The sequence below is a fragment of the Paenibacillus turicensis genome, assembly GCF_017873435.1.
GTDB classification, from domain to species: Bacteria; Bacillota; Bacilli; order Paenibacillales; family Paenibacillaceae; genus Fontibacillus; species Fontibacillus turicensis.
On sequence record NZ_JAGGKG010000023.1, the window covers coordinates 31828 to 45514 of the forward strand.

At 41.1% G+C, this 13687-nt stretch carries 10 protein-coding genes; 2 read left to right on the forward strand and 8 right to left on the reverse strand.

The genetic code is table 11. The features are described from left to right. Window positions 1-62 precede the first annotated feature (62 nt). The 4 genes from J2Z32_RS19050 to ftsE all read right to left on the reverse strand — a co-directional run bounded on the left by J2Z32_RS19050 (window position 63) and on the right by ftsE (window position 4616). Entirely contained in the window at window positions 63-1556 is a 1494-nt protein-coding gene (locus tag J2Z32_RS19050) for a S41 family peptidase (RefSeq protein ID WP_210090783.1), read from the reverse strand. A 185-nt stretch (window positions 1557-1741) separates the two neighbouring features. Continuing rightward, on the reverse strand, window positions 1742-2986 hold the full coding sequence (locus J2Z32_RS19055; RefSeq protein WP_210090784.1) for a murein hydrolase activator EnvC family protein: 1245 nt from the start codon (window positions 2984-2986) through the stop codon (window positions 1742-1744). Window positions 2987-3025: 39 nt separating this feature from the next. Next, the gene (gene ftsX / locus J2Z32_RS19060) at window positions 3026-3940 is read right to left on the reverse strand and encodes a permease-like cell division protein FtsX (protein WP_210090785.1); all 915 of its coding nucleotides are present in this window, start codon (window positions 3938-3940) and stop codon (window positions 3026-3028) included. Next, entirely contained in the window at window positions 3930-4616 is a 687-nt protein-coding gene (gene ftsE / locus J2Z32_RS19065) for a cell division ATP-binding protein FtsE (RefSeq protein WP_210090822.1), read from the reverse strand. The genes ftsX and ftsE overlap by 11 nt, the downstream gene beginning before the upstream one ends. Window positions 4617-5098: 482 nt before the next feature. Here ftsE and J2Z32_RS19070 point away from each other — a divergent pair, with 482 nt between their 5' ends. Together J2Z32_RS19070 and J2Z32_RS19075 are read left to right on the forward strand one after the other, a co-directional pair. Continuing rightward, a complete protein-coding gene (locus J2Z32_RS19070; RefSeq protein WP_210090786.1) occupies window positions 5099-6508 on the forward strand; it encodes a VanW family protein in 1410 nt (469 codons plus the stop codon). 106 nt (window positions 6509-6614) lie between these two features. Next, complete coding sequence (locus tag J2Z32_RS19075; protein ID WP_210090787.1) at window positions 6615-7883, forward strand: CynX/NimT family MFS transporter; 1269 nt, start codon at window positions 6615-6617, stop codon at window positions 7881-7883. 344 nt (window positions 7884-8227) lie between these two features. On the opposite strand, the gene argH is transcribed toward J2Z32_RS19075, so the two are convergent. From argH to J2Z32_RS19095, 4 genes are all read right to left on the reverse strand, one after another. Continuing rightward, window positions 8228-9643, reverse strand: a complete 1416-nt coding sequence (gene argH, locus J2Z32_RS19080; RefSeq protein ID WP_210090788.1) for an argininosuccinate lyase — start codon at window positions 9641-9643, stop codon at window positions 8228-8230. 474 nt (window positions 9644-10117) lie between these two features. Then, window positions 10118-11350 (reverse strand): argininosuccinate synthase, encoded by a 1233-nt coding sequence (locus tag J2Z32_RS19085; protein WP_210090789.1) that lies wholly within the window; start codon window positions 11348-11350, stop codon window positions 10118-10120. A 122-nt stretch (window positions 11351-11472) separates the two neighbouring features. Next, entirely contained in the window at window positions 11473-12429 is a 957-nt protein-coding gene (gene argF, locus J2Z32_RS19090; RefSeq protein WP_210090790.1) for an ornithine carbamoyltransferase, read from the reverse strand. Continuing rightward, window positions 12429-13634 carry an aspartate aminotransferase family protein gene (locus J2Z32_RS19095; protein WP_210090791.1) on the reverse strand — a complete coding sequence of 402 codons (1206 nt, stop codon included), beginning with the start codon at window positions 13632-13634 and terminating at the stop codon, window positions 12429-12431. Before J2Z32_RS19095 ends, argF begins: the two co-directional genes overlap by 1 nt. Window positions 13635-13687 lie beyond the last annotated feature (53 nt).

The window sequence follows — 13687 nt, forward strand, 5'->3', positions numbered from 1 at the left end:
ACGATTGAATTAAGCGAATGAAATAAAGATTGAAAAAAGAAGGCTGCAATGCAGCCCTCTTTTTATTTCGACGCCTTAGCAGCAATCTCCTTCCGAATTTCTGCAATCGCCGTATTCATTTGTGTATCATTTTTTTCGTCATTAATTTGTTTAGCTATCTTCGTTTCTAGCACTTCAATCGTCTTCGTATCGATAACCCCTGAGGCGGATAAGCCATTTGCAGACTGGAATTTCTTTACCATATTTTCTGTGTTTTTATCAAAATAACCGTCTTCACGACCAGGATCATAGCCAAGTCCAACTAACATTTGTTGTGCGTTTTTCACATCAGCACTAACCATGTCAAATTTATATGAATTTTCCTTATTGATTGGAGCAACAGAGAAGTAAGTTGGCTGATCAACTTTAATATCAGGTGCAACTCCTTTTTTATGAATCCATTCCCCTTTTGGCGTCAACCATTTGGCAATTGTAATTTTAATTAAGCTGCCGTCACCCATTTCCTCTGGATAGCTGGATTGAACTGTCCCTTTACCATATGTCGTATCACCAACGAGCTTGGCGCCTGCCGATTCTTTCAGCGCACCTGCCAATATTTCCGAAGCACTCGCGCTTCCCTTATTGGTCACAACTACGATCGGATATTTTTTGCTTTTTCCGTTGGACAACGTCTGATCACGATTGCCGTTTTTATCTTCAACCTGTACAATCACTTTACCCTTTTCTACAAATTGCTCTGCCATTTGAATAACAACCTTAAGTACACCACCTGGATTGTTACGTACATCAATGACGAGCCCCTTCATACCTTGCTTTTCAAGTGCGGCGACTTCGTTTTGAAAACGCTCCGCTGTATTCATGGAAAATTCCGTCACTTCAATGACACCAACGCCATCTGGTTCCATCCGAGAGCTTACAGTTTCCATTGCAATATCATCTCTAATGATGGTGTATTCTAATGTCGTTTCCACACCTGCACGTTTTACTTTGATTTTAGCTTCCGTGCCCTTAGGTCCACGGATTTTAGCAACAGCTTCATTTAAGCTTAACCCTTCAAATGAGGCACCATTAACCGACAATAAAATGTCTTTGGGTTTAATCCCTGCACGCTCAGCAGGCGAACCTTTGATCGGAGAAACTACAGTTACATTTCCATTCTCCATGGATACCTCAGCACCAATGCCACTAAATGAGCCTTCGATTTGCTCTGAAAAATGCTGCGCCGTTTCTTGTCCCATATAAGAAGAAAAAGGATCACCTAATGCGCTCATCATTCCTTCAATTGCACCATCAATTAGTTTATTTTGATCAATCTTCTCTAAATAATTTTCGTTTACCAATTTAATTGCAGCTTCAATTTTATTGACACCTTTTGATGTATTTGACGATGCCCCATTTACATAAGTGCCATTTGTGCTTCCTGTTACACCTTCCCGAACAAGAGATTTAGAGCCTGAAATAATCCCATCCCATTGGCCCGTCAAAGTTAGTGTAAGCGAGCAGCTTATTAACACAGAAGCTACGATTAATAAAATTGTTGTGCGTTTTTTGAACATAAGGGTATCCACCACCTAAAATGATATGTAAAGATATTCCTAAAACCTTTATAGTATACGTATAGTTTACCCTTAATATTTATGAAGAAAACAAATGCGTCTACTACAAGGTTAATGATCTAAATAAAAACGGATGATCACTCCGTTTGGAGGATATCCGCTTTTATGAATATAAATCTATTCTATTACAAATATGGCATCGGGTCTACTGGCGTACCGTTAATACGAACCTCGAAATGAACGTGAGGGCCGGTCGAATTGCCTGTGCTTCCTACTTCCGCAATTTTTTGACCTTTTTTAACAGTTTGGCCCTTCTCTACAGAAATCCCACCTTGACGAATATGACCATACAATGTCCATATGTTATTTCCATGGTCAATGACAACTGTATTTCCATAGCCACTCCACCATTCTGCTACGATCACAACGCCACCTGCAGCGGCATGGATATCGGTGCCCTGTGGTGCAGCAAGATCAATCCCGGTGTGCTTTTTAACTTTACCCGTAATAGGATGTACCCGCGTTCCATAGCCGGAAGACAATCTGGCACCATTTGCAGGCAAGCCCATAGACCCACCATTGCCACTAAAGCCCCCTGAGCTAGAGGTGCTAGATTTACTAGAGCCTGAACTCTTTTTATTTTTATACGTATAAATTTGAGCTGCTTTTAGCTTGTTTTTTTCTTTTTCCAATGCAGCACGTTTCATTGCAAGCTCTACAAGTAAAGCCTCTTGCTCCTCACTAATTTCATCGGATTCATCGATTTCTGCATTATACTTTTCAATCAGCTGTTGTTTTTCAATTTCTTTTTCTTCCAAAATGCTCCGACGAGATTCCGCTTGAGCATATAGTGATTTAATTTCTGTAAAATCTTTTTCTAATTGATCTTTTTGGTTTTCAAACAATTCCTTATCTTTTTTATGCTCATTCAGTAATACTTGATCTTGATTCGCAATCGCCTGCAATGAATCTGCGCGCTCTAAGAAGTCTGTAAAGCTAGTGGACGATAATAAAACATCTAGATAAGAAACATTGCCATCTGTATACATTAATCTCACTCTGGAATCAAGCCATTTGGAGCGTTCTTCAATGCGAGTTTTTGTTTCCTCTAATTGCCCTTCAGTCTGGCGCAAATTTTCTTCTGTATCATGAATTTTAACGGAAATTTGTGCAAGCTCTTTACTCACCTTATCCATTTGCTGCATAACTTGTTGAAGGAAATCTTCATTTTTATTCACATAATGCTGTGCCTGCTGTTTGTTATCTTCCGCTTGCTTTTGCTGCACCTTTGCTTTTTTTGCAGCTTCTTGAAGCTGTTTAAGCTCTTTATCAATTTGACTGATGGTTTTCCCTTTTGCTGATCCACTGACGGGCTGAAAAACTACTACGGCTAAAGCGATAACGGCAATCATTGAGATCCACTTTTTCAACTTTAATTCCCCATCCTTTTTCTCAGACTAAATTTATTTTTATACCTTCAAAAATCTACGAATTGACATTAAGCTCCCCCACACACCAATAAGCAGTCCAATCCCCACTAATAAAACAGCAATTTTAAAGCCTACCTCATGTAATGGTACTAAGCGGATGGCGAGGGTAATATCTCCTGCAACAGCAGCAACTAACTGATTGTATCCTAAAAATAAAACAGTGACACAAACCGCGGAGCCAATCAGCCCAATAAGGGCGCCTTCGATAAAAAACGGCCCTCGGATAAAGGTGTTGGTAGCACCCACCAGCTTCATAATGCCAATTTCACGACGACGCGCCAAAATCGTAACACGGATCGTGTTGGAAATTAGAAACATTGCCATAACTCCTAAGCCAGCTACAAAAGCAAAACCGATATTACGAATGGCTTTCGTAATTTTGAATAGCTTTTCCATCGTGCCTTGACCATACTTTACCTTGTAAATCGGCTGGGTTGTATAATCATCGTTCAAGGCTTCGATTTTTTTAGCTACAAATGGCGCTGTTGTTGGCTCCACAACCTCAACCTTTAAAGTATCAGGAATCGGATTTGTTTCCTCTGTATAGCCTTCAAGCAATGCCTTAGATTCTTCACCAAGCTTTTCTCTAAAGTCCTTTAAGCCTTGCGATTTAGGTATCAAGGTAACTCGGCTTACCTCAGTCATAGTTGCAATCGTCCCTCGTACCTTTTCTACAGTTTCCTGATCTGCGTCCCCTGATAAATACACACTAATTTGGACCTGACTATCCGCCTCATCCGCAAACGAATTCACATTCAAGACGAGTAAAAGAAAGACGCCAAGCACAAACAAAGACACAATAATAGAAGTAATGGAGGCAACGGACATCCAGCCATTACGAAATACATTTTTAGAGCCTTCTCTAAAATGTCTGAAAAGGGAGCTAAAACTCATAGCCGTATTCCCCTCTCATTTCATCACGCACAATGTTGCCATTTTCAATCGCAATTACTCGACGTCGCATCTTGTTCACGATATCTTTGTTATGCGTTGCCATCACAATCGTTGTCCCGCGAAAATTAATTTCGTCCAATAACTGCATAATTCCCCAAGATGTTTCGGGGTCAAGGTTACCTGTAGGCTCGTCCGCAATAATAACAGACGGATTGTTAACAATTGCTCTTGCAATCGCTACACGTTGCTGTTCCCCACCAGATAACTGGGAAGGATCACGTGTACCTTTATTTTTAAGACCTACTAGATCTAAAACCTCATTAACTCTTTTCTTAATGACACGTTTAGGTGCTTCAATAACCTCTAAGGCAAACGCTACATTTTCATAAACGGTCATCTTAGGCAATAATCTAAAGTCTTGAAAAATAACGCCAATATTTCTGCGAACATAAGGAATTTTTCGTGGCTTAAGCTTGCCAATATTAAATCCATTTACAGAAATTTGTCCCTTAGTCGGGATTTCCTCACGATATATTAATTTCATAAAAGTTGATTTTCCTGCGCCAGAAGGTCCAACCAAATACACAAATTCATTACGGTCAATTTTAACTGAGACACCCTTTAAAGCATGTGCGCCTGTAGGGTACGTTTTCCATACATCCTGCATTTCGATCAATTCATCACGTCCTACTATATTTAAAAATATGTCATTTTCCATGTATGCAACTTAGTATTTATTCGACAGGATTCAGCGAATTCCTTTAAAAAGATGAGGAATTTTCATAATTACGATATTTATTGTAACAAATTTGTTACCTTTTGAGTACCCTTGCTTTAGAACTATACTTTTAATAGCTACATCCAATTTCTACCACACGTTACTCTCACTGGCTCATTCATTCGCCAGATTAGGGTGTGTCTGAAAAGTCAGCGGGGGTTAGATATTGGCGAATTTTTGATTCATACAAGGCACTTTTTCGCAGGCTTACTGGGGTGAGCCCAGGAAAAGTAACACAGTAAGAGGCGAAAAGGCGGGAATAGATGACCTTGAGTGACTTTCAGACACGACCCAGCTTATAAATGCTTGACCCATTGCATATACATGAACATGTACACGTACAACCATGTACAACTATTTGAGGTATACAGGAGGACTGCATGAAAAAAATACACCCGCTGATCTCAATCCTCATTCTTTTACTCCTTGCCTACCTTTTAGGATTATTTGCCCTACATATTTATGCCAATCAACGCACCATCCCTAATGGAATTATGGTTGGGGGTTTGCCAGTAGGTGGGTTAGCACCACAGGATGCATTAGCTTTACTTGATCAACGTCTGCTACAGCTAGAGCAGCAGCCGATGGTCTACTATATCAATGAAAATACTGGATCTAATCAACTTACGGGAACTATGGGAGCCAAGGAAACTAAAGAGTCTAACAAGATTAAGATCGAGACCACGATTAAGCAAAGTGGCATCACCTACCATACGGATGATTTCCGTGCTGCGATGGCGTCCCTGTCTCAAGGAAGTCTATGGAAAAGAATGCGAGTTCGTTCACAGTTTCCAAAGGAGTGGAGTATTCAAGCGCAAATTGATGAGACAAAGCTTCGTGAATGGTTTAACCCGACATGGGAAAAAGAGAATTTAGGTATGCCAGTGGATGCAGTACGTACAATTACGGATAACGATCTGATTCAATATTCACCTGACAAAGTCGCTCAGCGTATTGATTGGTCTAGCTTTATTCCTTCTTTATATGCAAGCTTGCCTAAGCAGTTTCCAATGAACAAGCCTACGGCGATAGAGATAGGGGTTCCGTTAAAAACTTTAGCTCCTAAAGTAACTCTTGCTTCTTTAAAAGCACAAGGCATTGAGCGAAAAATCTCGATGTATTCCACCTCTGCGATCCATAGCAGTGAAGGTCGCATACACAATTTGAGTTCAGTAGTGCAAACCTTGGATGGGATGATACTCGCTCCTAATGGAATTTTTGATTATGAAAAGGTGATAGATACAGCTGAGGTGAATTTTGGCTTCCGTTCAGCCCCTGTCATTATCGGAGGTAAGCTAGTGACAGGGATAGGCGGGGGGATATGTCAAATCTCCAGCACACTTTATAATGCCGCGGTTCAAAGTGGACTTGAGATTGTAGAGCGTCGAAATCATAGTTTACCTGTTAGTTATGTGCCTAAGGGTCAGGATGCCACCTTTGCCAAAGGATATATCAATTTTCGTTTCAAAAATAATACGAAGCACTACATGTTAATTAAAGCTTCAGCTAAGCAAGGAATCATTACGATTAAGCTATTTGGCAATATACCAGAAGATGTACGCTATGAGATCGAAACGAAGCAAATCAAAAAGATTCCTACCTCAACTAAATACGTTATTAATCAAGCGTTAGCACAGGGGCAAAAGGAGATCATTACAAAGGGCAACGACGGCTATATTATCGATTCCTATCGTGTAAAAATAGTAGCTGGTAGAATAGTGGAGAAAAAAAAGCTGTTCCGGGATACGTATCCTGCGAACCCTTCAATTATTGCTATACCGCCTTATTAAAGCGGATTTAGTTCAACCGTGGAAAAAAGCATAGCCTGTCCAACCTCCGTATGCTATGTTAGGTTCAATGTACTATGTAATGACATATGGTAGGAGGTTAATTGCCATGAACAGTAACACGTTAGTAAAAAACTCAAGCTCCAGCCCTAGCACACTGAATTCAACCCCATCAACAAAAACACTAAAAACAACGATACTGATTATAACAGCGATTCTGTTAACTGCTACAACCTTACGTTCACCAATTACAGGTGTTGGAGCTTTGATGAGCAATATCCAAGGAGACACTGGATTATCAAATACATTTGCAGGACTTTTGACTACATTACCTTTACTTTCCTTTTCTTTGTTTTCCTTAGTTGCACCAAGCGTTTCCCGTAAAATGGGTGTGGAAAAAACGATGCTTTATTGCATGCTGTTAATGTGTGTGGGTATTGTTTTGCGTTCTATGCCTTCGATCTTGCTGTTGTTTATCGGCACAGCCTTAATCGGAGTTACGATCGGTATATGTAATGTACTTGTGCCTGGCGTTATAAAACGGGATTTTCCACTCAAAGTTGGACTACTAACAGGAATCTATACTTCCTCCATGAATTTATGGGGAGCGATCTCATCAGGGATTACTCCATTTTTGGCCCATCAAGCATGGGGGTGGAGAGGTTCACTTGGGGTGTGGGTCATTTTAGCAGCAAGTGCTGCAATGTTGTGGATCGCTGTAGTTTGGGGTGGGAAAAATACGGATAATGCCACTCGCGTTAATTTCAATACAAAAACTAATGTAAAAACCGATACAAGTGTGAAATTCCAATCGATGTGGAAATCTGCATTAGCATGGCAAATTACTTTATTTATGGGGCTACAATCTTTAATGTTTTATGTGGGTATCGCTTGGCTGCCACAAATTTTTTATGAGAAGGGGATTAGCTATCAAACCTCAGGATTGTATCTCTTTTATATGCAAATTGCGTGTATGCTTGGCTCCTTTTCTATGCCTATCATCGGTGGACGTTTTCGCAGTCAAACTAGCTTAGCCCTTTTTTCCGCTTCATTTTTTGTGATCGGTTACAGCGGGATTTTGTTTGGTAGTCCATCCCTTACCTTATTATTTATGATTGCATTAGGACTTGGGTGTGGAACAAGCTTTGGTTTAGTTATTTTATTTTTCTCCTTGCGTACACGCACTGGAGAACAAGCCGCACAAATTTCTGGCATGGCACAAAGTGTCGGCTATTTTCTCGCCGCCATCGGCCCATTCCTATTTGGTTTCCTGCATGATTTGACAGGAGGCTGGAATATCCCGCTAATTGTGATTACGGCATTTGCTGTTGTGACGGTGTTGTTTGGGTGGCTGGCGGGGAGGGAACGCTACATTTAATATGAAATAATTTAGGCTCAATCTCAAATCAGTCTTTGACGAATGGAGGTGGGTGCTACAGTGCATAGGGTTCTTACGATCGTTGTTAAAATCAGATTTTTTATTTGAATATACTAATGGGTAAAATCCAATTTTAAATACGAACGCTGACGCTTCTCCAGAATCCCCATGCCCCTCCGCTGGTTCCATGTTGGTCAAAGCACCGATTTGAAAATTAAACCTAAATTAAAGAGGACTTTTCTAACTATTAGTTACAAAGGTGAATGCACCTTTTCGCTAATGAGTAGAAAAGTCCTTTAAAATTTTTTTCTCTCCAAACCAAGCACTAATTCTAGTTATCTATACTACTTGCTTTTTTCCAAATATTCCTGCACCCATGCATGTGTTGCAGTAAGACGTTCTTCTGCTCTCTCAATCGCTTGGGCAACTTGTCCAGAAGCAGTACCACCGTAAACATTACGTGCGTTAACTACAGTCTCAGGTTGTAATACATGGTAGATGGTATCGTCAAACAACGGTGAAAATTGCTTAAATTCATCCATTGTTAGGTCGAGCAAATATTTATTGTTTTGGATGCAATACAATACTGTTTTCCCAATGACCTCATGCGCTTGGCGGAAAGGAAGTCCTTTTGCAGCAAGGAAATCAGCGATATCTGTCGCATTGGAGAAATCTTGATTTACGGCATTACGCATTTGCTCTGCGTTGACCTTCATCGTTGCGATCATTGGAGCAAATAGCTGTAACGCCCCTTGTAACGTCGACACAGTATCAAACATACCTTCCTTGTCCTCCTGCATATCTTTGTTATACGCAAGTGGCAAGGACTTCAACACTGTAAGCAGCCCCATTAAGTTACCGTACACACGTCCCGTTTTTCCACGTACGAGCTCAGGTACATCAGGGTTTTTCTTTTGAGGCATAATGCTGCTACCTGTACAAAACGCATCGTCTAGCTCCACGAATCTAAATTCCGTACTGCTCCACAATACTAGCTCTTCACTTAGTCTTGATAAATGCATCATCAGGATTGAAGCATCTGCTAAAAATTCAATAATAAAGTCACGATCACTCACTGCATCCAAGCTGTTATCATAAACGGCATCAAAATGAAGTAATTCTGCTGATAGATGGCGATCGATCGCAAAGGTTGTCCCTGCAAGCGCACCCGCACCTAATGGCAACACGTTAATGCGTTTGTAGCTATCCTGTAAACGTTCAATGTCCCGTTGGAACATGGACACATACGCCATTAAATGGTGAGCAAATAAAATCGGCTGTGCACGCTGTAAATGAGTGTAGCCAGGCAAGATCGTTGCTTGATTTTGCTTCGCTTGATTAATCAGTGCCTCCTGCAAATCATGCAATAGCCCTACAAACTCCACCACACGTTTACGCAAATATAAATGCATATCTGTCGCAACTTGGTCATTACGGCTACGCCCAGTATGGAGCTTGCCCCCAACAGGGCCTACCTCTGCAATCAACTGCTTTTCGATATTCATATGAATATCTTCATCAGAGACAGAATATTCAACTTCGCCTGACTTAATTTTCTCTTGCACACGAAGTAGTCCTGCTTTAATCTTTTCTACATCCTCCTGTGGCAAAATACCACAAGTGCCTAACATCGTCACATGCGCCAAGCTCCCCTGCACATCCTCTAGTGCCAGTGCTTGGTCAAATTTAATCGATGCGGTGTACTCCTCCACTAAATGATTTGTTTGCTTAGTGAAGCGTCCCCCCCACAGCTTACTCATATTACCACTCCTTTAACTTTATAAGCTTTATAGACTTGAATTTATTAACTTTATAGACTTAAATTTATAAAGATTCTGTAGACTTTATAAATTTATTAGTTTATAACTTTATCACTTAATAACTTAGTGACTTAATGGTCATCAACTGTAAAAGAAGTGAAAAAGAAAGGACTCTGGACACCTCAGCGCCAGAAGAACCTTTCCTCATTCAAAACCAGCATTTTAAAGCGTATTTCATATAACTTATAATTCTAAAGGCTTACTCTTAAATTTTAGTCCTCGACAGCTAACCCAACACTAGCGAAGAGACAGAGAGATTCTGAAGGTTGTCTTTAAAATCAATTTCCACCAATAAATATAATTTAATAAAAGGAATATGATTTTAACAACAATCGCAAGAACTCTCTGGATCGTAGCTACCAGCCTTCAGTTGATGTCGAATACTAATTTAAAATAGGGCTACTTAAAAATCAATTATTTACTTTGATCCACACCCGCACTAACCTTTAAACGAAGGGCATTTAAGCGAATAAAGCCTGTTGCATCGCCTTGGTCATACGCTTCTGTAGGATCTGCTTCCATTGTAGCAATGTTCGGGTTATACAAGCTCACAGGGCTCTTAACGCCAGCTGCAATAATGTTTCCTTTGTATAGCTTCACGCGTACAGTACCTGTTACATTTTTTTGACTTTCTGTCACTAAGGCTTGCAGGGCAAGGCGCTCAGGTGCAAACCAGAAGCCGTTATATACAAGTGTGCTATAGCGAGTAATCAAGCTATCACGTAAATTCATCACTTCACGATCCATCGTGATGGATTCCATTTTGCGATGTGCGGTAAATAAAATCGTTCCGCCTGGTGTTTCATATACGCCACGGCTCTTCATACCAACAAAACGGTCTTCCACCATATCCACTCGACCAATGCCATGCTTGCCACCAAGCTCATTCAGCTTGTCCATAATGCTAAGCGGATTCATGGTTACACCGTTAAGTGCAACACAATTACCTTGCTCAAATTCAAGCTCTAAATATTCCGCTTGATCTGGTGCATCCTCTGGGGAAACACTTAGCAGGTACATGTCCTTATTTTCAGGTGTAGAAGCGTCAAACCAAGGGTCCTCTAACACGCCACTTTCATAGCTGATATGTAGCAGGTTGCGATCCATGGAATAAGATTTCGCTGCCGAAGCTGTTACAGGAATACCATGCTTTTCAGCATAAGCAATCATTTCCGCACGTCCTGGGAACGCTTCGCGGAACGCAGGCAAACGCCAAGGTGCAATGACGTCAATTTCAGGTGCGATTGCCGCCGCATTTAATTCAAAGCGTACTTGGTCATTTCCTTTCCCAGTCGCTCCATGAGCAATTGCAGTAGCACCTTCTGCACGTGCAATTTCAACCATCCGTTTTGCGATAAGTGGACGCGCAATGCTTGTGCCTAACAAATATTGACCTTCATACAATGCACCAGCTTGGAACATTGGGAAGATGAAGTCACTCGCAAATTCCTCACGAAGATCATCGATGTATACTTTGGAAGCGCCTGTTGCTAATGCTTTTTCTTCCAAACCATCTAACTCTTCCTTTTGCCCAATATCTGCCGTAAAGGCAATGATTTCTGCATCATAGGTTTCCTTTAGCCATTTTAAAATAATAGAGGTGTCAAGCCCACCAGAGTAAGCTAACACGATTTTTTGCTTTGCCATAATTGTAATACGACCTCCTGCTTTTTTCTCCAAAACCTTATTTTCATATCTAGTTATATCTAGATCATCTTATTTTATATTAACTTATTTTATCTAATTGATGTATCCATAATAAATTAAAATTAACCCATCAAAGCTGCCATCAATGCCTTTTGCGCATGAAGACGGTTTTCGGCTTGGTCAAAGATGATAGAATGATCGCCATCAATAACCCCTTCGCTTACTTCCTCACCACGATGGGCTGGCAAGCAATGCATAAATAAATAATCGCTTTTAGCCAAGCTAGCAAGTTGTTCATCCACTTGATAATCTGCAAATGCAAGCTCACGTGCCTTTTGCTCCTCTTCAAAGCCCATGCTAGCCCATACGTCAGTGTAAATGACATCTGCATTTTGCACAGCTTCTTTCGGATCAGCAACAACTTCAATTTTTGCCCCAGTTTGCTCCCCAAATTGTTTTGCCACTGCAACAACAGCAGGATCAGGCTGATAGCCCTCTGGTGAAGCAATGGTAACATGGACACCTAACTTAGCGCCACCAATCATTAAGGAGTGTGCCATATTGTTGCCATCCCCCACATAAGCCAGCTTTAAGCCTGCAAGGGTGCCTTTATGCTCGTACACCGTTTGGAAGTCGGCTAACACCTGACATGGATGAGCAAGGTCACTTAATCCGTTAATAACAGGTACGCTGGAAAAGCGAGCCAAATCCTCTACTTTATCATGACCAAACGTACGCAACATCATGCCATCTAAATAACGTGACATCACACGCGCTGTGTCGGCAATCGTTTCCCCACGACCTAGCTGAATATCATTTTTACTTAAAAATAAAGCATGCCCACCTAGCTGATACGTCCCTACTTCAAAGGAAACTCTCGTTCTTGTTGATGACTTTTCAAAAATAAGTCCTACTGTCTTGCCCTTTAACGGCTCGTAGGCGATCCCGTTTTTTTGCTTATCCTTAATTTCAATTGCAAGATCAATTAAATATTGAATTTCCTCTGTAGTGTAATTGTCCATTTCGAGAAAATGACGACCTTTTAGGTTAATGTTATGATTTCCTTGTAATAGTGGCATTATTTCGCCGCCTCCTTTTGGTTATGAGTATGGGTAGCTATAATTGAAGCTAATATGCTAACAGCCTGATCGATTTCTTCTGTCGTTACCTTTAAATTAGGTAATAAACGAATCACATGCGTTCCTGCGGTTACAAATAACAATTTATTTTTTTGTCCCTCTAATACTAGCTGACCTACTGGCCCTTCACACTCAATCCCCACGATCAAACCTAAGCTACGAATCCCTTTGACAAAAGGTTCATCCTTAAGTGCCTCATGCAATGCTGTGCTTAAATAATCGCCTGCTTTTGCTGCCGCATCTGGGATATTTTCCTCTAGCATAGTTTCAATTGTAGCAATAATTGCCGAAGATACGACTGGATTCCCACCAAAGGTGGAAGCATGTGTACCTGGGGTAAAGGCTTCACGTAAATATTCCTTCGCAAGCATCGCACCTGCGGGCAAGCCACTTGCAATCCCTTTTGCCGAGGTGAAAATATCTGGCTCAATGCCATAATGCTGATGCGCAAACCATTTCCCTGTACGTCCCATTCCAGTCTGCACCTCATCAACGATGAGCAAAATGCCTTTTTCCTTACAAAGTACGGACAATGCTTGCACAAACTCAGGCTCAACCGGATATACGCCACCTTCTGCTTGCACCATTTCGATCATAATTGCCGCTGTCTGATCTGAAATCGCCTCGTCCAAAGCATCCAAATCATATAAAGGAACCGTCTTAAAGCCTGCTGGCAGTGGAAGGAAGCCATCCTTCACCTTATCTTGGCCCGTCGCCGTTAAAGTCGCTAATGTCCGTCCATGGAAGGACTGATTGAAGGTAATGACCTCATATGCGCCTGTTCCCTTCACCTTTTGATGATAACGACGCGCTAATTTAATTGCCGCCTCATTCGCTTCCGCCCCACTGTTACAGAAAAAGACAACATCAGCACAACTGACTTCTGTCAGTAGCTTTGCCGCTTGCTCCTGCTGAGGAATATGGAATAGGTTTGAAACATGCCATAGCTCATCTAACTGCGCTTGCACCTTTTTCTTCACCTTTTCAGGGGCATGACCCAAATTCGCCACCGCAAGTCCACTCATAAAATCTAAGTAGCGATTGCCTTGATCATCCCACAAATAACTGCCTTCCCCTTTTACAATGGACAATGGATATCTTGAATAGCTTGGAAACAATGCGCTTTGCGCTTCAGTATGACTCATTACACTTCACCTCTCAAGGATAATTATTTATTTGAAATTATATCGACCATAAT